Annotated in this window: 19 protein-coding genes; 14 read left to right on the top strand and 5 right to left on the bottom strand. The window is 72.0% G+C overall.

All coding sequences use genetic code 11. From position 1 onward, the window contains the following. Positions 1-255 precede the first annotated feature (255 nt). The gene (locus tag E0W78_RS09595) at positions 256-2,679 is read right to left on the bottom strand and encodes an Ig-like domain repeat protein (RefSeq protein ID WP_131403692.1); all 2,424 of its coding nucleotides are present in this window, start codon (positions 2,677-2,679) and stop codon (positions 256-258) included. A gap of 198 nt (positions 2,680-2,877) precedes the next feature. Between E0W78_RS09595 and E0W78_RS09590 the strand changes: the two genes are divergently transcribed. From E0W78_RS09590 to leuE, 9 genes are all read left to right on the top strand, one after another. After that, entirely contained in the window at positions 2,878-3,834 is a 957-nt protein-coding gene (locus tag E0W78_RS09590; protein ID WP_131403690.1) for a hypothetical protein, read from the top strand. Between the two features lie 55 nt (positions 3,835-3,889). Next, complete coding sequence (locus tag E0W78_RS09585; RefSeq protein ID WP_131403688.1) at positions 3,890-4,519, top strand: hypothetical protein; 630 nt, start codon at positions 3,890-3,892, stop codon at positions 4,517-4,519. A 106-nt stretch (positions 4,520-4,625) separates the two neighbouring features. After that, positions 4,626-5,276: a hypothetical protein gene (locus E0W78_RS09580; RefSeq protein WP_131403686.1), complete on the top strand. Its 651-nt coding sequence runs from the start codon at positions 4,626-4,628 to the stop codon at positions 5,274-5,276. An 83-nt stretch (positions 5,277-5,359) separates the two neighbouring features. Continuing rightward, on the top strand, positions 5,360-5,992 hold the full coding sequence (locus E0W78_RS09575) for a hypothetical protein (protein ID WP_131403684.1): 633 nt from the start codon (positions 5,360-5,362) through the stop codon (positions 5,990-5,992). A gap of 142 nt (positions 5,993-6,134) precedes the next feature. After that, the gene (locus tag E0W78_RS09570) at positions 6,135-7,322 is read left to right on the top strand and encodes a helix-turn-helix domain-containing protein (protein WP_165570454.1); all 1,188 of its coding nucleotides are present in this window, start codon (positions 6,135-6,137) and stop codon (positions 7,320-7,322) included. Further along, a complete protein-coding gene (locus E0W78_RS09565) occupies positions 7,319-8,254 on the top strand; it encodes an HAD family hydrolase (protein WP_131403680.1) in 936 nt (311 codons plus the stop codon). Before E0W78_RS09570 ends, E0W78_RS09565 begins: the two co-directional genes overlap by 4 nt. Before the next feature lie 112 nt (positions 8,255-8,366). Beyond that, complete coding sequence (locus E0W78_RS09560) at positions 8,367-9,584, top strand: Fic family protein (RefSeq protein WP_131403678.1); 1,218 nt, start codon at positions 8,367-8,369, stop codon at positions 9,582-9,584. A gap of 255 nt (positions 9,585-9,839) precedes the next feature. Beyond that, positions 9,840-11,150: an HNH endonuclease signature motif containing protein gene (locus E0W78_RS09555; RefSeq protein WP_131403676.1), complete on the top strand. Its 1,311-nt coding sequence runs from the start codon at positions 9,840-9,842 to the stop codon at positions 11,148-11,150. 207 nt (positions 11,151-11,357) lie between these two features. Further along, positions 11,358-12,017 carry a leucine efflux protein LeuE gene (gene leuE / locus E0W78_RS09550; protein ID WP_131403674.1) on the top strand — a complete coding sequence of 220 codons (660 nt, stop codon included), beginning with the start codon at positions 11,358-11,360 and terminating at the stop codon, positions 12,015-12,017. A gap of 32 nt (positions 12,018-12,049) precedes the next feature. Here leuE and E0W78_RS09545 read toward each other — a convergent pair whose 3' ends face one another. After that, positions 12,050-12,730, bottom strand: coding sequence for a hypothetical protein (locus tag E0W78_RS09545; RefSeq protein WP_131403673.1), 681 nt, complete (start codon positions 12,728-12,730; stop codon positions 12,050-12,052). 96 nt (positions 12,731-12,826) lie between these two features. Next, positions 12,827-13,702: an intradiol ring-cleavage dioxygenase gene (locus E0W78_RS09540; protein WP_131403671.1), complete on the bottom strand. Its 876-nt coding sequence runs from the start codon at positions 13,700-13,702 to the stop codon at positions 12,827-12,829. A gap of 62 nt (positions 13,703-13,764) precedes the next feature. On the opposite strand from E0W78_RS09540, the gene E0W78_RS09535 reads away from it, so the two are divergent. Next, a complete protein-coding gene (locus E0W78_RS09535) occupies positions 13,765-14,133 on the top strand; it encodes an ArsC/Spx/MgsR family protein (protein WP_131403670.1) in 369 nt (122 codons plus the stop codon). Positions 14,134-14,217: 84 nt separating this feature from the next. On the opposite strand, the gene hppD is transcribed toward E0W78_RS09535, so the two are convergent. Beyond that, positions 14,218-15,423, bottom strand: a complete 1,206-nt coding sequence (gene hppD, locus E0W78_RS09530) for a 4-hydroxyphenylpyruvate dioxygenase (protein ID WP_131403668.1) — start codon at positions 15,421-15,423, stop codon at positions 14,218-14,220. 144 nt (positions 15,424-15,567) lie between these two features. Between hppD and E0W78_RS09525 the strand changes: the two genes are divergently transcribed. The 4 genes from E0W78_RS09525 to E0W78_RS09510 all read left to right on the top strand — a co-directional run bounded on the left by E0W78_RS09525 (position 15,568) and on the right by E0W78_RS09510 (position 18,394). Further along, positions 15,568-16,065, top strand: a complete 498-nt coding sequence (locus E0W78_RS09525) for an Lrp/AsnC family transcriptional regulator (protein ID WP_131403666.1) — start codon at positions 15,568-15,570, stop codon at positions 16,063-16,065. Positions 16,066-16,129: 64 nt separating this feature from the next. Then, the gene (locus E0W78_RS09520; RefSeq protein WP_131403664.1) at positions 16,130-16,612 is read left to right on the top strand and encodes an SRPBCC domain-containing protein; all 483 of its coding nucleotides are present in this window, start codon (positions 16,130-16,132) and stop codon (positions 16,610-16,612) included. Positions 16,613-16,648: 36 nt separating this feature from the next. Then, on the top strand, positions 16,649-17,191 hold the full coding sequence (locus tag E0W78_RS09515) for a type 1 glutamine amidotransferase domain-containing protein (RefSeq protein ID WP_131403662.1): 543 nt from the start codon (positions 16,649-16,651) through the stop codon (positions 17,189-17,191). Between the two features lie 177 nt (positions 17,192-17,368). Then, positions 17,369-18,394: a glycoside hydrolase family 6 protein gene (locus E0W78_RS09510; protein WP_131403660.1), complete on the top strand. Its 1,026-nt coding sequence runs from the start codon at positions 17,369-17,371 to the stop codon at positions 18,392-18,394. An 18-nt stretch (positions 18,395-18,412) separates the two neighbouring features. Here E0W78_RS09510 and E0W78_RS09505 read toward each other — a convergent pair whose 3' ends face one another. Continuing rightward, entirely contained in the window at positions 18,413-19,135 is a 723-nt protein-coding gene (locus E0W78_RS09505; RefSeq protein ID WP_131403659.1) for an SDR family oxidoreductase, read from the bottom strand. Between the last annotated feature and the right edge of the window lie 92 nt (positions 19,136-19,227).

Below are 19,227 nucleotides of genomic sequence, written 5' to 3'. Positions count from 1 at the left end.
GTCGAGGGGCTTCGACAAGCTCAGCCACCGGACCCCGGCGAGCCCGTCGACTCGCCCGACCCCGCTCCCCGAGCCTGTCGAGGGGCCCGCTCCCCGAGCCTGTCGAGGGGCTCCTGTCGACAAGCTCAAGGAGCGCACCCCGCTCCCTGAGCCGAGCCCGCTCCCCGAGCCGAGCCCGCTCCCCGAGCCTGACGAGGGCCCCACGCACAGCAGAGGGGGCCGGGCCCGCAGGCCCGGCCCCCTCCGCGGGTGGTGCTACTTGCTGACCTTCACCCGCACGGCGCCCGTGGCCCGGGCGTTGTAGCGGGCGTCACCGGCGTAGACGGCCTTGACCGTCCAGGTGCCCTTCGCCAGCTTCCGCAGGGTCAGGTCGACGGTGCCGTTGGAGCGGACGTTGCCGCGCACGGTGTACCGCTTGCTGCCCTTCTGGATGGTCACGGTCACGCGTCCGCCGGCTCGCACCGGGCCCGCGCCGCGCACAGTGACGCGGACCTTGCCGGCCTTGCGGCTGGTGGGCTTCTTGGTGACCTTGGCCGCCGCCGAGACGTTGGCCTTCACCACCCGCAGGCCGAGGTTGCGGGACGACGCGAGGTGCGTGCCGTCGCCGCTGTAGGTGACCCGCAGCGTGCGGCTGGCCGGGGCCAGCGTCCGCGGCAGGGTGACGACCGCACGACCGCGGCTGACCGCGGCCCGGACGTTCACGCCCGACCCGGCCACCGTCACGGTGCCGCCGGCGGGGCTGCCGCCGCGGACCGTCACCGTCCAGCGGACGGTCGAGCCGTACGCGGCGGTGGTCGCGCCCGAGACGGCCACGGACGTGCTGGCCTTCGGCACCGTGGCCGGAGCGACGTTCGCCGTCGCCGCCGACAGGTCGGTGAGCGTGGCGATTCCTCGCGTCGCGGTGGTGCGCAGAACGACGGGCTTGCCGACGTGCGCCGCGGTCGGGGTGAACGTCGCCCCCGTGGCACCCGCGACCGGCTGCCCGCCGACGAGCCACTGGCGCGTGACGGTCGCGGACCCGTCGTTGAACTTCGCCGGCGTGCCGGTGAGAACCTGTCCGACCCTTGGGGTGCCGGTGATCTTGCCCTTGACGTCCACCTTGAGCGGGGCCAGCGCCTCGATCGGCCCGCGCTCAGGAGAGAGGTCCGACACCTCGGTGTCGCCCAGGATCGCGGTGGTGCGGAACTGGACGCCGCTGCCTCCCGCGTCCTGGGGACGCAGCGTGAAGGTGAGCCCAGTGGCACCCTCCACCGGGTTGCCGTTGACGAACCACTGGTAGCTCAGCACCGCTGCGGCGTTGCTGAACGTCGCCGGCGTGGCGGTGAGCGTCTCACCGGACTTGAGCGTCCCGGCGATCGTGCCCTTCGTCAGGACGGCCAGCGAGTCGTCCGGCTCGACCGTCGCGGTCGGGTCGGCCGCCACCGTGAGCGAGACCGAGCCCGCCGTGGCCACGGAGCGGTAGGTGATCCGCTTGCCCACCTGGTCGGCCGTCAGCGCGAGCGTCGTGCCGTCCGCGCCGGCGATGACGGCGTCGTCGGCGAGCCACTGGTGGGTGACCGACGGAGAGCCGCTGAAGGTGGCGGGTGTCGCCGTCAGGGTGCGTCCTGCCTGGGCCACGCCCTCGACGCTCGCGGGCGACTGCCGGGCCACGTCCTGGCCGGTCGGCGCGCCGGTCACGATCGCGCTGAGGGTGATGCTCCCGCCGGTAAGCTGCGCCACCGACCGTCCGGACAGCTCGGCCGGGACGACGACCTCGCGCCGCACGTTCACATTGGCACCGTTGGGATCGCCCCACACCACGACCGACCCGTCCTCGCGCACGGCGCCGAAGGAGTTGTTCGTCGCAGCCACCGACTCGAACTCGTCACCGGTCGGCTGGTTCGCGGGGAAGTTCGTGCCCCACTGGGCCAGCGTCCCGTCGGCGAGCACGGCGACGATGTTGCCGTTCGAGCCGACGGCGATGTCGGCGACCGGCCCGAGGCCGGCCGGCACGGCGATGCGGTCGGGGTCGGCGGAGTTGCCCCAGGTGACGACGCTGCCGTCACTGCGGAGCGCGACGCCGAACGCAGCGGCCGCACCGATCTTCGTCACTGGCACGAAACCACCCGCGGACGTCGAGGTGAGCACATCCGGCACCAGGGTGGCGCCGTTGCCCTGGTTGCCGACGGCCTGGACGGTGCCGTCCTGCTTGCGGAGCAGGCCCCAGGTTGTGCTCACGTCCGCCTGCTCGACACCGCTGACGCCGGTGACGTTGATCGCTCGGTTGGAAGTGGTAGCCCACGAGTAGACGGTCCCATTGGCGTCCCAGGCCATCGCCGTCGTCGTGCCGAGGTCCACGCCCTCGACCTGCGCGGACGACGAGAGGGCGGCCGGGATGTTGGTGACCAGCGGCGTGCCACCGCCGGCCAGCACCTGCAGCGAACCCGCGGCCGTGACCGCCAGACGCACCGAGTCACCGGTGCCGCCGGACGCCACCGCGGTGTACGAGGCGTTCCCGTGGTGCGCCCGGTAAGGGTCCGCGGTGTTGGTCTGGGCACCGGGGGCGGCGCCCCAGACCTCGATCGTCCCGGCGTCGGCGACCGGCAGCGTCGGGCCGGCGTGCGCCGGGAGCGTGCCGAGCGTCGCTGCCGACAGGACGACAGCCAGCCCTGCCGCCGTGGTTCTCGCGATTGTTCGCATGTACGTCCTCCAAGAGTTCGCGCGGCGCCCGCGCCGTTCAGTGCCCAGGAACGGGCCTGGGAGGACTGCATCACCCACGGGGACCGTGAGGTGGGTCACAGCAGTCGGTCGCAGCCGTTTGGGATGAAAATCCGAAAAGAAGTCGCCCTACCGAACCGGGCATGGCGGTGACGTCGTGACTCGGGTCACACTCCCGGCATGTCGCGCCGCCTTCGAACGTTTCTCGCCACCGGGATGATCGCTGTCCTGGTCACGCCTTTGCTGGCGGCGAGCGGCGCCGAGGATCCCGAGCACCCGGGCCTTCCGGAGCCACCGGCTCGCGCGACAGAGGGAGGCATCGTCTCCCAGGGAATCGCCCAGGCGGCCCGCACCCGCCAGTGGATTCGCCTGCCCCGGCTCGATCTCGTCGCGTACGTGCCCAGCCAGCAGACGCAGAAGGACCCCTCCTGCCGGAGTTTCCCGCCCTACCAGGAAGTTCAGGCCTGGCACGCGTACACCTACGTGGCGTCTCCCGCGGGAGCGCCGGAGCCGTACGGCTACTCGCCGTCGTTCACCGTGCGCGCCCTCGCGTTCGGCGCGGTGCCGGTCGAGGTGCGGCTTCGCCTCGAGCAGACGCGCGACGCCGACGGATTGCCGGAGGCCTGGGAGCTCGACGTGCCCAACAAGACCTTCTGCCCGGGACGCGGACCCCACGCCGGCCCGACGCAGACCGAGCAGCACACGCCGCCCGCCTCTTTCGCCGGTTCGGTCTCCGTGGCCGTCGAGTCGGTGCGGGTCGACGGGCTCGACCTCGCGGTCGCCTCGTCGTGCCGGACCATCGCGGCCACGCCGCTGCGGCTCAGCTCGCGGGACCTATACAGCCGCGACCCCGACCTCCGGCCGGGCGAAGGCGCACTCGATTGGGACCCCAACACGGCCCGCTTCTTCAACGGCCCGGGGGGCGGCCTCCTGGAGGGCATGGTCGACATCCCGGCATTCACCGGGTGCTCGACACCGGACGACGACCTCGACGCCCTGCTCACGGGACTGGTGTCGGCGAAGGACAACCCGATCTCCGTGCGCGCCGGGCAGCTGACGACGGACTGTCTCCCATGGCGCTACACCGAGGGCTGCTTCGTCACCAGTCCCATGCCCCTGCCGGTGAAGGACGACTGAGACTCCGGTCCGGCGCCCGCCGGACCGGTCAACGGGAAAGAAGAGGAGCACCACCATGAAGCGCATCACCAAGGCCGCCGCGCTCGCCGCGACCGGCATCCTCGCCCTCGCACCGGCTGCGATGGCGGCTACCTACACCGTCGCCGTCGGTGGCAGCACGACCAGCGGCACGAACGCCTACACGGCCACGACGAGCGCCATCAGCTTCGACACGAACTACGGCGTGCCGATGACCTGCTCCAGCGGCACCGCGGCGGGCAACATCCTCCGTGGCACCACCTTCACTCCACCCGCCGCCACCACGGTCGCCACCATCACCGGCACCACCTGGACCGGCTGCATCGCGCCCACGCTGTTCAACACCCAGCTCAACGTCACCCAGGTCGGCACCTGGAACCTCAAGGCCACGAGCGCCCCGGTGAACGGCGTCGTGTCCGGCACGATCACCAACGTCAACGCCCAGGTGCGCAGCGTCATCAACGACCGCTGCGAGTTCGACGTCTCCGGATCCGTCGCCGGCTCGTTCAACACGAACACGCAGACGCTCAGCATCAACTTCTCGAACAACCCGCTGCAGATCACCAACGTCGTGGGCTGCTTCGACGAGGTGCAGGACGGCGACCTGGCCGACTTCGACGCCGACTACGCCGTCAGCACGACCGGCGGCAACGTCACCTTCCAGTAGGTCGGTGACCGACGACGGGGAGCGTCGCGACCCGTCTGCGGTGCCGGGCCCAGCCGATATCTGGGCCCGGCACCATCCTCCAACCTAACGACCGAAGGACGACATCGTGATGCGTTTCGCCAAGGCCGCCGCCCTCGCCGCGGGCACCCTGCTCACCCTGGCCCCGGCCGCGTCGGCGACCACGTACACCGTCGCCGTTGGCGGCAGCACGACTGTGGGCAACGTGCCGTTCACGGCGACCACGGGCGGAGTGGAGATGTCCACCAACTATGGTCTGCCGCTCACGTGCACCTCCAGCATCCTGCGAGGCGATGTTCTCCGCGGGGCAACCTTCAGCCCGCCGACAGCCAGCGTCATCGCCACCATCACGGACAGCACCTGGACCGGGTGCCTCCAACCGACGATCTTCAACACCCAGTTCACCATCACCCAAGTAGGCACTTGGAACGTGAAAGCCGATTCGTCCCCCGTCGATGGCGTCTTTACCGGAACCATCACCAACATCGACGCTGAGTTTCATAGCGTCGTCGACGACCGCTGCGAATACGACGTCACCGGAACGGTCGATTACACGTTCGACAGCAATACACAGACGCTGAACATCGACGAGGGCAACTTCGCCCTGACGATCAGCAACGTCGTGGGCTGCTTCGGCGAGGTGATGGACGGCGACCTTCTCGACTTCACTGGCGGCTGGCCCATGCAACCGACCACCTACGCCTTCTCCACCACCGGCGGCAACGTCACCGTCCAGTAGCCCCCGCACCCGCGCTCGTCCTCTCGGGACCGGACGCGCCCACGCACTTCCCCACCCACCCTGAAGAACCGAGAGGAACACCCATGCCCAGCACCCTCACCCGTCGTCGCCGTCTCGGCGTCAGCCTCGCCGCCGCCCTCGGCACCGTCGCGTTCGCGGCCGCCCCGGCCCACGCCGAGACCCTGACCGTCGAGTACGACGCGGCCGGCACGTCCACCATCGCGTCGACCGGCTCGCAGGTCGCGCTCGGCCCGGCGACCCTCACGATCCAGGCCGAGAGCGAGGGCGGACCCGTCACCGGCACGCTGCCGCTGCCCGGCACCCGCACCCAGTTCAAGCTGGCCGGGTTCATCCCGGTGAGCGCGGACGTGAGCTTCGAGGTGGCCGAGCCGCTGACCGGCACCATCACCCGGGTCGGCCGCCAGCGCACCATCGCCACGAGCGCCAGCTACTACCTCAAGCTGTCGAACGTGAAGGCCGTCGGCCTGCCGCTGTTCGCCGGCCCGTGGTGCCGCACCAAGGAGCCGATCACCATCAACGCGGCCTCCCCCGAGGGCGAGTACTTCGCCATCGGGACCGGCGGTCACCTGACCGGCGAGTTCAGCATCGGCAAGTTCGAGCACTGCGGCCTGAACACCCTGCTGATCAACTCGATCATCCCCGGCGACGGCAACACCGTCGACCTGCAGGTGTCGAACGCGCGCATCGTCGAGTGACCCGCCGAAGGGCGGCCGGTCTCGGGGCCGGTCGCCCTTCGTCGCGTTCTGGCCCGCGCGAGCCCGGGAGGGGGTAGGAATGGGCCCGAGCACACCACCACGGGGGAACGGGGACCGCCATGGCCGAGATCGAGGGACGCACGTGCGCGCCGGCATGACCGACGCCGACGGACGCGCCGTCGCCCAGCCGCGCCTCGACCCGGAGGCCGCCGCCCTGGCCAAGCGCGTCGCCGAGCTGATCCGCAGCGACGTCACCGCCTACGCCTCCCTGCCCGACGGACGCCTGCGCCGCGCCCTCGACACGGCCGTCGTGTGGGCCGTCGCCCTGCTGCTCGAGCCCCACCCCGAGCCGGCCACCGGGCGCCACGTCGACGAGCTGTTCCGCCGCGTCGGGCACCTGCAGGCCGTGCACGGTCACGACCTCGACAGCGTCCAGGCCGCGTTCCGCGTCGGCGTCCACGCCGTCTGGCAGCACGTGCGCGACCACGGCACCCAGGACGACCTCGTGCGCTTCGGCGCCGCGGTCGAGAACCACGTCGAGCGCATGCTCGAGCAGACCGCGAACGGCTACCACGGCGCCCGGCGCTCGTTCGCGTCCGACCCGGCCCGCACCCGGGCCCGCCTGCTCGACGCGCTGCTCGACGGCGCCCCGGCCGAGCAGCTGCGGCGGGCCGGTGCCGCCGCACGCTGGCGGGTCGACGAGCCGCTCGTGCTGCTGGCCGTCGCCGGAGCCGATCCGGTGCCCGACCTCGGCGACGACGTCCTCGTACGTCCGCGTCCCGAGCCCGCCGTCGTCGTCTGCCGCGCCGAGCTCCTCGACGACGTGCTCGCCCGCCTGGCCGGACGCCGCGTCGCCGCCGGGTGGGCCGTCCCGGCCGAAGAGGTGCCCGACTCGCTGCGCTTCGCCACTCGTGCCCTGACCCTCGTCGACGCCGGCGTGCTGCCCGCCACCGACGTCGTCCGCTGCGCCGACCACGCCACCCAGCTGTGGCTGCACGCCGAGCCCCGTCTGCGCCAGCGGCTGAGCCTCGCGCTGCTGCGTCCGCTGCTGGCCGAGACCCCGAACTCGCGCGAGATCCTGTCCGAGACGCTGCTCGCCTGGCTCGAGTCGCGCGACAGCGCCCCGGCCATCGCCGCCCGGCTCGGCGTCCACCCGCAGACCATCCGCTACCGCTGGAAGCGCATCAACGAGCTGTTCGGCGAGGACCTGCACGACCCCGAGTTCGTCGTGCAGGTGACGATGCTGCTCAAGGCCACCGTCCCGCTGTGGAAGGCCGGCGACCAGAGCGACGTCGACCGCTTCCACGCGCCCGTCGAGGGGCCGCGGTGAACGTGACGGCCCTCGTCGTCGCCCTGGTCGTGCTGGCCGTGACCGGGGTGGCGATGCTGCTCACCGCCGCACCGCTGGCCCTCGCGCTCGCCCGTCGCCGCGGACGTGCGGAGGGCATCGGCGTCGGGTCGTCCGACGCGCTGGAGGCCGCCGCTCGCGTGGACGCGCTCGTGCTCGACGCGGCCGGCACCGTCACCACCGGCACGCTGCGTGTCGTGCAGGTCGAGCCGATCGACCCCGAGCACGACCGCAACCTGCGTTGGTTCGCCGCGGCGCTCGCCCACACGTCCGACTCCCCCGTCGAGCAGGCCGTCGCGAGGCTCGCCGCCCGCGGCCGGGTGACCGACGTCGTGGCCACGCCCGGCCTGGGGCTCAGCGGCGCCGTCGACCGGCACCCGGTGCGGCTCGGCCGGCCGGACTGGATCGGCCTGGTCGCGCTCGACGGCATCGGCACGACCGTCGGCGTCGAGGTCGACGGACGTCCGCTCGGCCGGCTCGTGGTGGCCGACGTCGTCCGTGAGCACGCCGCCGAGGTGGTCGGGTCGCTGACGTCCGGCGGGGTGCGGGTCGAGCTGGTCTCGGCGGGGCCCGCCGTCGACACTGCGCACGTGGCCGAGCAGTCCGGCGTCGAGCACTGGCACGCCGAAGCCGACGACGCGCGGCGCGCGGAGGTCGTGGAGCGGCTGCGGTCTTCCGGACGCGTGGTGGGATTCGTCGGCAGCACGGCGGTACCGGGCGCGGACGTCTGGCTCGGACCGGTCGGCTCCGGCGCCGGGCTCGAGCTGGACGACCTGGACGTCCGCCGGGTCGCCCGCGCCCTCGCGCTGGGCCGCGGCACGGTGGCGACCCGCGCCCGGGTGCGGCGGCTCGCCTGGCTCGTCGCCCCCACCCTCGCGGTGCTCACCTACGTGCTGGTTTCCCTCCTTCTGTGAGGGTCCCTTCGACAAGCTCAGGGACCGGTCCTTGAGCTTGTCGGCACCCGCTCCTTGAGCTTGTCGAAAGGAGCGACCCGAGCCCGTAACAAAGCTCTGCCAGACTCCGGGGGTGCCCGAGACCGACTGGCCGCCGCACCGGCGCGAGCGACGTCCCTGGCGCCAGACCGTGCCCAAGGGCCCGCGCGCCGACCGGGACCTGCGCGAGGTCGAGGTGAGCCTGCCGCCGATGGTCGCCGAGCTCGACTACCCGCTCGAGCGGCCGCTGCGGCTCATGATGGACAACGCGCTCAACAACCTCGGCCGGCTCGACAACAGCCACGGCAGCCGGCTCGGCGCGCTGGACTCGCTGCTGCTGCGCACCGAGTCGGTCGCCTCGTCCAAGATCGAGAACATCGAGTCGAGCCTGTCCGACTACGCGCGGGCCCTGTTCGGCGTCCGCGCCAACGCGTCCGCCCGCTCGATGGTCTCGGCCACCGAGGCGCTCGTCGGCATCATCGAGGACGCCGAGTCGACCGGCCGCATCCGCGTGGACGCGCTGCTGCAGGCGCACCGATCGCTGTTCAGCCGCAGCGCCGAGGACGCACCGAAGGGCGGCCAGCTGCGCCGCCGGCAGAGCTGGATCGGCGGCAGCGACTACTCCCCGCGCGGTGCCCTGTTCGTCCCGCCGCCGCCCGAGACCGTGGACGACTACCTGGCCGACCTCGTGGCCTACGCGAACCGCGACGACGTGCCGGTGCTCGTGCAGGCCGCGGTCGTGCACGCGCAGTTCGAGTCGATCCATCCGTTCCACGACGGCAACGGCCGGGTCGGACGCACGCTCGTCCACGCGGTGCTGCGCCGGCGCAAGGCCACGCAACACCTCACGGTGCCCATCGCGTCCGGGCTCGTGGCCAACCGGCAGCGCTACTTCGACGCGCTCGGCGACTACCGCGACGGCCGCGCGTACACGCTGATCGGGCTGCTCACCTCGTCCACGCTGGTCGCCAGCCACGAGTCGCGCCGCACGGCGACGAACCTGCACGAGATCCGCCAAGGGTGGGCGTCCGTGGTCGGACCGGTGCGCGGCGGCACGGCGCTCGCTCGGCTGCTGGAGCTGCTCCCCCGCGAGCCGATCGTCACCGCCGCCGTCGTCGCCGAGCGCCTGGACGTCACCCTCGCCACCGCCCAGCAGGCCCTGCGCCGCCTGCACGAGGTGGGCGTCGTCGCCCCGACGTCGCGACGGCCCCGCGACCAGGTGTGGGCGGCGACGGACGTCCTCGACGAGCTGTCGGACTTGAACCTGCGCATCGAGTCCGTGAGCCGCAGCAAGGACGCCCCGGCGCCGTGAGGCGTGCGGCTCGCTCGACCCCGCTCCTTGAGCTTGTCGAAAGGAGCCTCGGTGCGTGGTCGCCCGAGGGGCTGATGACGAGGCAGTTGGGTAAGTGCGCTGGTCAGTCTGTCGGCTCGCCCGACCCCGCTCCTTGAGCTTGTCGAAAGGAGCACGTCGAAAGCCCGAAAAAGTCTGGGATTCCAGTGGATATCGCGTTGTGCCTGTCGGCCCAAGGAGGTAGACTAGAACAAACGTTCGACACGGGGGTTTCGGATGATCAGCGACCAGGTAGCAGCACTGCTGGAGGAGTCCAGCGCGCTCGAGCCGTGGACGCTGACCGACCGGGAGATCCGTGCCGAGCTGCAGGCCGCGGCTCAGGCAGCCGCTGCGCTCCAGGCGCTGACCGTGAAGCTCACCGCTGCGGCCGCGGATCGTGGCCTTCCCCGTGAGGACGGCTGCACCTCTCCGACTGTCTGGCTGGCCGCCACCACGAACGTATCCAAGCGGGAAGCGTCAAAGCTCGTCTCCCTGACTCGTCTCGATCCGACACGTGGACGCATCACGCGCGAACGATGGGACGCCGGTCAGCTCACCACCGAGCAGGCCCACATCATCCTGAAGGCCCTCGACGCTCTGCCGGAGTGGTTCGTGGACGAGCAGCACGATGACGCCGAGGCCACGCTGCTGGAGCACGCCCGCGAGTTCGGGGCGGACGACCTGCGGCGCCTCGCGAACCGGATCGTGGAGGTCGTCGACCCCGACTCCGCCGACGAGATCATCGGTGCCCAGCTGGAGCGCCAGGAGAAGCAGGCCTGGGACGAGACCCACCTGTCGATCATCCGCATGGGCAAGGGCCGGTCCTCGATCCGGGGCGTGCTGCCGGACGTGCAGGCCGACATGCTCAAGACCGTCCTCGAAGGGCTTGGCTCGCCGCGACGGGACGGTGCGGTGTTCCGCGACGCCGACGGCGACCACTCCGACCAAGAGATCGGACGCCTCGACCACGCCCGCCGCATGGGACTCGCGCTCTGCGAGCTGGTCGAGCACCTCCCGAACGACTGCTTCCCCCAGGCCGGCGGCGTCGCCGCCACCGTGACCGTGTCGCTGAAGCACGACGACCTGATCCGTGACCTCGGACGCGCGATGCTCTCCACCGACACCGGACTCAGCGCCAGCCAAGCGCGGCGTCTGGCCTGCAACGCCGGAATCATCCCCGTCGTCCTGGACGGCAAGAGCCAGCCCATGGACGTCGGTCAGCAGAAGCGTCTCCACGACAGGTCCCAGCGCATCGCCCTTGCGCAGCGAGACGGCGGCTGCTCGTGGAAGGGCTGTGACCGACCGCCGGGCTGGTGCGAAGCCCACCACCTCGTCCCCTGGTCAGAGGGTGGAGAAACATCGGTCGACAACGGCGCCCTGTTCTGCTTCTTCCACCACCACCTGCTCCACGACTCCGACTGGTCAGCGCGCTTGGCGATGGACGGCGTCGTCGAAGTCATCCCACCACCACGCATCGACCCACAGCAGCGACCCATGCGCCACGCCCGCCACGTCAAGCACCGACCCCGAGTCGTCGAACCCGCCTGACCGACCGCTGCCTGAGCTTGTCGAAGGCTCCTTTCGACAGGCTCAAGGAGCGGGGCCCGCCGGCTCAAGGAGCGGACCGCTGGCTGAGCTTGTCGAAGCCCCCTTTCGACAAGCTCAAGGAGCGGGGCCCACCCACTCAAGGAGCGAACCGACCTCACCCGGACGGGCCCTGGCGCGACGGCGAAGTCCGGTGTCAGACTCTCCCTCGTGCCTGGCATCACCGACCTGTCGACCTTCGTGGTCGGCGCGATCCTCATCGTCCTGCTGCCCGGACCGAACTCGATCTACGTCATCTCGGTCGCGGCGCGACGCGGCGTGCGCGCCGGCTACGCCGCGGCGTGCGGCGTGTTCGTCGGCGACGCGGTGCTCATGACGCTGTCGGCGGTCGGGGCGGCCGGTGCGCTCACCAGCAGCCCGCTGCTGTTCTCCATCGTCAAGTACGCCGGCGCGGCCTACCTGGCGTGGCTGGCGCTCGGGATGCTGCGGTCGGTGCCCGGCCTGCTGCGGCGCACGCCCGAGCAGACCCGCCAGGACGTCATCGACGAGGCGCCCATGGAGGCGCCGCAGGAGCGTCCGTTCCGCAAGGCGCTCGTGGTCAGCCTGCTCAACCCGAAGGCGATCCTGTTCTTCATCGCCTTCTTCGTGCAGTTCGTCGACCCGAGCTACGCCTACCCGGCGCTGGCGTTCCTCGAGCTCGGCCTCATCGTGCAGGCCGCGAGCTTCGTCTACCTGTCGGCGCTGATCTTCGGCGGCGTCCGGCTCGCGCAGGTCTTCCGCGACCGCAAGGCGCTCGCGGCCGGCGGCACGTCGATCGTCGGCGCCGCGTTCATCGGGTTCGCGGTCAAGCTGTCGCTCGCGTCCGCCTGAGCGGACGACCGAGCGGACGCGCGACCGGGCAGTCAGCCGCGCGGACGACGCCAGGCGAACGCGCACCCGGCGGCGATGACCAGCACGATCGCCAGGCCGGCGCCGGTCCAGACGCGCTCGACGTCGGACGCGCCCAGCGGCACCTCCGAGGTCACGAAGATGCCGTCAGCGACGTCCTCGTACGAGTCCCAGCTGACCGTGCGGTTGTCGACGTCGCCGTCGGTGTCGACGATGTCGCCGGGGAACGTGAGCGAGAACGTCAGGTCGACGCCCGACTGCTGCGCGTACTGGACCTCCTCCTCGCTGCCCTCGACGACCAGCTTGTACTCGTCGCCGTCGCGCTCGAAGACGTAGCGCGGGTCGTCGCCGACGAGCAGCTGGGTGAACTCCTTCATCGACAGGTCGTCGAAGGTGGCCACGAAGCCGAACACGTCGCCGCGGTTGAACTCGTCGATCGTCACGTCGACGTCGTCGCGGTCCTCCAGCGACTCCAGCGTCTCCTTCTGGATGACCTGCGAGAGGGGGTCCTCCTCGTCGAGCTCGACGCCGTACGGGGCCAGCAGCTGGCTGACCTCGTCGCGGTCGATCGCCGCCTCGATCGTGCCGCTCACCGTCTGGTCACGACCGACGCGCGCGTCGATGTCCAGGTCGGTGCAGGCGCTCAGCACGAAGCTGAGCGCGAGGAGCAGGGCGACGGGCGCGGCTCGGCGCATCGTGGGCCTTTCACACGAGGAGCGGACGCCGGGACCCGGCCGTCCAAGAACGCCCCGACTGTACCGGGCGGGTCCGTGGCCGGTGCGCACCCGCGGTCAGACCGGCACCCGCAGCGTCGCGGCGTACCCGGACGCCACCGACCCGGTCACCGTCGCCAGCTGGAGCGCGTGCCCGTCGCCGAACACGTTGTCGCTGTCCAGGCTGACCTGCGCCAGGTTCCGGACGCTCGTCTCGTAGCCGGACGTCGCGTAAACCGTCTCGCAGACGTCCTGCGGCAGCGCCATCTGCGAGGTGCGCATCCGGTTCGACGCGCTCGTGGCGTCCGACAGGCTCGGGTAGATCTCGAAGTGCACGTGCGGCCATCGTCCGGCGTAGCAGGCCGGGAAGACCGACGTGAACGTCACGCGCCCCTGGGCGTCGGTCTCCTGCACGCCGCGCAGGTAGTTCTGGTCCTTCACCGCGTCGTCGTACATCGAGTAGTGGCCGTCGCGGTCGCAGTGCCACGCGTACACGGCGGCACCGGCGAGCGCGCTGCCCGCGTCGTCGCTGCCGCTGACGTCCAGCACCTGCATGGTGAAGGTGAACGGGACGCCCTCGGCGGTGCCGCTGGACTCGCCGAAGCTCGACCGGATGTCGCTGCGCACGATGCCGGTCGCGGTCAGCACGTTGACGCCGTTGGTGCCGTCGGCCGGGTACGGGCCGTTCGTCTCCTCGGGGATCTCGCCGTCGCCGACCTCGACGGACGACTCCGGTCCACCGCCACCCGGCGGCTGGCCCGGACCGCCCTCGCCACCTGGGCCCGCCGGTGCGTCCGACGTGGCGGAGCTGCTCGACCCGCTCGGCGAGCACGCCGCCAGCGCGGCGGCCAGCCCGGCGCCGGACAGCAGCCCCAGCGCGCGCCGTCGGTTCAGGATGGTCGGGACGTCGTGCGACAGCCCCAGGTCGTGGGCCTCGGTCTCCTCGGTGCTCATGGCTCGACCCTCGCCCGCGTCGCTGTGCGGTCGCTGTGCCGCCGCTCTGCTACACCTGGGACGTGGAGATCTGGATGAACCCCGCGTGCGCCAAGTGCCGCACCGCCAAGGCCGCCCTCGACGAGGCCGGCGTCGAGTACACCGAGCGTCGCTACCTGGACGAGCCGCCGACCGCCGCCGAGCTGCGCGACGTGCTCGGACGCCTGGGGCTCGAGCCGTGGGACGTCACGCGGATGAACGAGGCCGTCGCGAAGGAGCTGGCGCTCAAGGCGCTCCCCCGCGACGCCGAGCACCGCGACGAGTGGGTCGACCACCTGGTGGCGAACCCCAAGCTCATCCAGCGGCCGATCATCACCGCCGACGACGGCACCACCGTCGTCGCCCGCGACCCCGAGACCCTGGCGAAGGTCGTCCCGAGCACCGCTCCCTGAGCCGGTAGGCCGTTCCCTGAGCCCGTCGAAGGGCCGTTCCCTGAGCCTGTCGAAGGGCCGGTCCCTGAGCCTGTCGAAGGGACGTCAGAGGTTGCCGCGGCGATCCTGCTCGCGCTCGATCGCCTCGAACAGCGCCTTGAAGTTGCCCTTGCCGAAGCCGAGCGAGCCGTGCCGCTCGATCAGCTCGAAGAACACGGTGGGCCGGTCGCCGAGCGGCTTGGTGAAGATCTGCAGCAGGTAGCCGTCCTCGTCGCGGTCGACCAGGATGCCGCGCTTCTGCAGCTCCTCGATCGGCACGCGCACCTCGCCGATGCGGGCGCGGAGCTCGGGGTCCTCGTAGTACGAGTCCGGCGTCGTCAGGAAGACCACGCCCTCGGCGCGCAGCGCGTCCACGGCGGCCAGGATGTCGTTCGTGGCCAGGGCCAGGTGCTGCGCGCCGGGGCCGTCGTAGAACTCCAGGAACTCGTCGATCTGCGAGCGCTTCTTGGCGATGGCCGGCTCGTTGAGCGGGAACTTCACGCGGTGGTTCCCGTTGGCCACGACCTTGCTCATGAGCGCGGAGTAGTCGGTGGCGATGTCGTCGCCGATGAACTCGGCCATGTTCGTGAAGCCCATGACCCGGCGGTAGAAGTCGACCCACTCCTCCATGCGGCCGAGCTCGACGTTGCCCACGACGTGGTCGAGCGCCTGGAAGATGCGGCGGGGCGCCCCGTCGCGCTTGCGGTAGGTGGACGTCCGCGCGACGTAGCCGGGCAGGTACGGGCCCGTGTAGCGGCTGCGGTCGACCAGCGTGTGCCGGGTGTCGCCGTAGGTGGCGATGGCCGCGACGCGCACCGTGCCGTGCTCGTCGGTGATGTCGTGCGGCTCGTCCAGCACGGTCGCACCGACCGAGCGGGCGTGCGCCACGCACCGGTCGACGTCCGGCACCTCGAGCGCGATGTCGCTGACGCCGTCGCCGTGGCGGGCATGGTGGGCGATCAGGTCGCTGCTCGGGTCCACCCCGCCCTTGACGACGAAGCGCACGGCGCCGCTCGTGAGCACGAACGCGACGTGGTCGCGGTTGCCGGTCTCGGGTCCGGAGTAGGCGACCAGGTCCATCCCGAACGCGGACTGGAAGAAGTGGGCGCTCTGGGTGGCGTTGCCCACCGTCCAGACGACCGCGTCCCAGCCGGTCACCGGGAACGGGTCGGCGGCGTCGTCGTGCTCGACGAGGCCGACGAGCTGCTGGAGCGTCGCCAGGTCGAGCTCGGCGAGCCGCTCGGCGTCGGTCAGGGTGTCCTGCAGGGTCATGGCACGGTCCTCTCGGGGTCGGGTGACCCGATCGAAGGACCGCGCCGGGTCGAGTGGCAACCTGCCCAGCGCGACCTGGTCAGACGGGCCAGATCCGCCGCAGTTGCGGCCGGATGACCTGGCAACCTGCCTAGCCTGACGCCCATGAGCCACCACCTCGACGCGCTCGACCTCGCGCTGCTGCACGCCCTGGCCGAGCACCCGCGCGCCGGCGACCTCGAGCTGTCCCGGACGACGGGGGTCGCGCGCGCCACCGTGCAGTCGCGGCTGCGCCGGCTGGCCGACGACGGGGTGCTGCGCGACTGGTCGCCCACCGTCGACCCGGCCGCGGCCGGCTTCGGCGTGCAGGCGTTCGTGACGCTCGAGATCGCCCAGGGCGTGCTCGACCAGGTGACGTCCGACCTGGCCGACATCCCGCAGGTGCTCGAGGCGCACGCCACCACGGGCACCGCGGACGTGCTGTGCAAGCTCGCCGCCCGGTCCAACGACGAGCTGCAGGACGTCCTGCTGCGCCTGGCCCGCACCGGGGCGGTCGTGCGCTCGACGAGCGTCATGGTGCTCTCGACCCTGATCGCCCCGCGGGTGCTGGAGCTGCTCGACACCTCCGAGGCGCCGCCGCCCCGCTCCCCCGCGTTCCGCTGAGGTCTTGCGCCGGGCGGCCCGGCGGGAGGACGCTGACCTCCACCGTCCACGAACGGAGACCGCCATGGCCGTCGTCAGCGTCGAGCCCGACCTCGAGCAGCACACCCTCACCGCAGTGGTCCACCTCGACGCGCCGGTCGAGCGCGTCTGGCAGCTGTGGTCCGACCCGCGGCGGCTGGAGAGGTGGTGGGGCCCGCCCGGCTACCCGGCCACCGTCCGCGACCACGACCTCACGCCCGGCGGCCGCGTCCGCTACTTCATGACCAGCCCCGAGGGCGAGAAGCTGCCCGGCTGGTGGCGCGTCGACGAGGTCGAGGTGCCGAACCACCTGGCCTTCACCGACGGGTTCGCCGACGACGCCTTCGAGCCGGTCGAGGACATGCCGGCCGGACGCTCGGACGTCCGGCTCAGCGAGCACGACGGCGGCACCGAGCTGCGCTGGGTCACGCGCTACGACACCCGCGAGGCCCTGGAGCAGATCGTCGGGATGGGGGCCGTCGAGGGCACGCGCCAGGCGCTGGAGCAGATGGACTCCGTGCTCGGCTGAGTGCTTGAGCCGAGCCCGGCTGGGTAGGACCGAGGCATGAAGATCGCGATCCTGACCTCGAACGCCGGCGTCGAGCACTCCGAGCTCGCCGACCCCCGCCAGACCGTCCTCGACCAGGGCTGGGACCTCGACCTCCTGGCCACCGAGGCCGGCGAGGTGAAGACGGTCACCGGCGACACCGACCCCACCGACACGTTCACCGCCGACGAGGCGGTCAAGGACGTCAGCCCCTCCGACTACGACGCGCTGATCCTGCCCGGCGGCACCATCAACGCCGACACCCTGCGCCTCGACGAGGACGCCATGGCCTTCGTCAAGGGCTTCGTCGACGCCGGCAAGCCCGTCGCCGCCATCTGCCACGGCCCTTGGGCGCTCGTGCAGACCGACGTCCTGGGCGGCAAGACGCTCACGTCCTACCCGTCGCTGCGCGTCGACATCCAGAACGCCGGCGGCACCTGGGTCGACGAGCAGGTGCAGGTGTGCACCGCCGAGGACTGGACGCTCGTCACGTCGCGCAACCCCGACGACCTCGAGGCGTTCACGGCCAAGATCGTCGAGGTGTTCGGCGCGCAGGCCTGAGCCCCGCCCCTCGCTCGCTGCTCCCCGGGCCCGTCTTCCCCCACGGTCCCGGGGAGCGGTGCGTCCGGCAAAGTTTGGCGATCTCGGCACCAGGAGCGAAACTTCTTTGGCGGCCGTGACGACGGCCGGGCGGACCGGCACCGGGCCGGTCCACGCACGATCCGAAGGACGCACGACATGTCCCCCTCGCCCGCCCCGCGTCGCCTGCGTCGCGCCCTGCTCTCCACGGTGCCGACCGCCCTCGCCGGCGTCGCGCTCGTCGTCGCGACCCTCGCCGCCACCGGACCTAGGCTGGCGCCCGTGGCGTTCGCCGACCCGTCGTCCCCCGACCCGTTCGCCGGGACGGTGCCGTGGGTCGACCCGTACTCCGACGCCGCGCGGGCGGCCGCGGCCGAGCCCGACCCGTGGCGCCGGGCCATGCTGGAGAAGGTGGCCCGCGGCGGCAGCGCCGACTGGATCGGCGACTGGACGCCCACGCCCCGCCAGACCGTCGCCCAGCGCGTCACGCAGGTGACCGCCACGGGTGCGGTGCCGGTGCTGGTGGCCTACAACATCCCGCAGCGCGACTGCGGGCTCTACTCCGCCGGCGGCGCCCACTCGGCCGCGGCCTACAAGGCGTGGATCGACGAGGTCGCGGCGGGCATCGGATCGCGCAAGGCGGCTGTCGTGCTGGAGCCGGACGCGCTGGCCAGCATCGACTGCCTGTCGGCCACCGACCAGGCCCGCCGCTACCAGCTGCTGTCGTACGCGGTGACCGCGTTCGGCCGCTACCCGGCGATCGCCACGTACCTCGACGCCGGCAACGCAGGCTGGCAGCCCGCCTTCGTCATGGCCGACCGGCTGAAGAAGGCGAACGTGGCCAGCGCCCGCGGCGTCGCGCTCAACGTCAGCAACTTCGGCTGGACCACCGACAACATCGCCTACGCCCGCGACCTGTCCGCCCGCACCGGCGGCAAGAAGGCGGTCATCGACACGAGCCGCAACGGCCTCGGCCCGGCCGAGGGCTTCGAGCACTGGTGCAACCCGCCCGAGCGCGCACTCGGCCCGCTGCCGCTGACGCCCGTCCCGGACGACGTCGTCGACGCGCTGCTGTGGATCAAGGTGCCCGGCCAGTCCGACGGCGAGTGCAGCCGCGCCGAGCCGTCCGCCGGGACGTTCTGGGCCGACTACGCGATCGGCCTGGCCGCCCGCGCCGCGTACTGACCGACGTCCGGCACGCGGCTAGAGCCCGCCACCGACCCGCAGCACGGTGCCGGTGACGTACGACGCCTCGTCCGACAGCAGCCACTGCACCGCCGCCGCGACCTCGTCAGGCTGACCGGGCCGGCGCATCGGGATGCGCTCGGCGACCCGGGCCGCGCGTCCGGGCTCCCCGGCGCGGGCGTGGATGCCGGTCTCGATCGTGCCCGGCGAGACGGCGTTCACGCGGATGCCGCGGGTCGCCACCTCGCGGCCCAGGCCGACGGTGAACGACTCGAGCCCGCCCTTGGACGCGGCGTAGGCGACGTACTCCCCCGGCGAGCCGGTGACGGCGGCGATCGAGGTGACGTTGACGATCGCGCGTCCGGCCGGCTCCTCGTCGGCCGTCCACCGCCGCACCGCCTCGCGGCACAGCCGGACCGGCCCGGCGAGGTTCACGGCGAGCACCTGGTCGAGCACGTCGTCGGCGAGCTGTTCGACCGGGCCGAGCGGCCCGGTGACGCCGGCGTTGTTGACCAGGCCGGTCACGCGGCCGAGCTCGGTGGCCGCGTCGAGGATCGTCCCGGCCGCCGCGGCGTCGGCCACGTCGGCCCGCAGGCGCACGACGCCGGTCAGGTCCTCGAGCTCGCCCGCGTCGGGCGAGGCGTGGACGGCGAGCACCGCGTGCCCGGCGGCGTGCAGCCTGCGCACGACGTCGGCGCCGATCCCGCGCGTGCCTCCGGTGACCACCACGACCGAGTCCATGCCCGCATCCTAGGAAGCCGCCCGCTCCGGCCGGACGCGGCCGCCGTCACCGTGCCCTGGACAATGGTGTGTGACGCACACTATCGTGTCGG

Source organism: Aeromicrobium sp. IC_218 (assembly GCF_004336805.1).
GTDB lineage: Bacteria > Actinomycetota > Actinomycetes > Propionibacteriales > Nocardioidaceae > Aeromicrobium.
Note: the sequence above shows the minus strand (reverse complement) of the source record. Positions and strands in the feature narration are given on the sequence as shown.

Coding starts and splice junctions, on each gene's coding strand:
- E0W78_RS09595 (WP_131403692.1), bottom strand. CDS start 2,679: ATGCGAACAATCGCGAGAACCACGGCGGCAGGGCTGGCTGTCGTCCTG.
- E0W78_RS09590 (WP_131403690.1), top strand. CDS start 2,878: ATGTCGCGCCGCCTTCGAACGTTTCTCGCCACCGGGATGATCGCTGTC.
- E0W78_RS09585 (WP_131403688.1), top strand. CDS start 3,890: ATGAAGCGCATCACCAAGGCCGCCGCGCTCGCCGCGACCGGCATCCTC.
- E0W78_RS09575 (WP_131403684.1), top strand. CDS start 5,360: ATGCCCAGCACCCTCACCCGTCGTCGCCGTCTCGGCGTCAGCCTCGCC.
- E0W78_RS09555 (WP_131403676.1), top strand. CDS start 9,840: ATGATCAGCGACCAGGTAGCAGCACTGCTGGAGGAGTCCAGCGCGCTC.
- E0W78_RS09545 (WP_131403673.1), bottom strand. CDS start 12,730: ATGCGCCGAGCCGCGCCCGTCGCCCTGCTCCTCGCGCTCAGCTTCGTG.
- E0W78_RS09540 (WP_131403671.1), bottom strand. CDS start 13,702: ATGAGCACCGAGGAGACCGAGGCCCACGACCTGGGGCTGTCGCACGAC.
- hppD (WP_131403668.1), bottom strand. CDS start 15,423: ATGACCCTGCAGGACACCCTGACCGACGCCGAGCGGCTCGCCGAGCTC.
- E0W78_RS09525 (WP_131403666.1), top strand. CDS start 15,568: ATGAGCCACCACCTCGACGCGCTCGACCTCGCGCTGCTGCACGCCCTG.
- E0W78_RS09520 (WP_131403664.1), top strand. CDS start 16,130: ATGGCCGTCGTCAGCGTCGAGCCCGACCTCGAGCAGCACACCCTCACC.
- E0W78_RS09515 (WP_131403662.1), top strand. CDS start 16,649: ATGAAGATCGCGATCCTGACCTCGAACGCCGGCGTCGAGCACTCCGAG.
- E0W78_RS09510 (WP_131403660.1), top strand. CDS start 17,369: ATGTCCCCCTCGCCCGCCCCGCGTCGCCTGCGTCGCGCCCTGCTCTCC.
- E0W78_RS09505 (WP_131403659.1), bottom strand. CDS start 19,135: ATGGACTCGGTCGTGGTGGTCACCGGAGGCACGCGCGGGATCGGCGCC.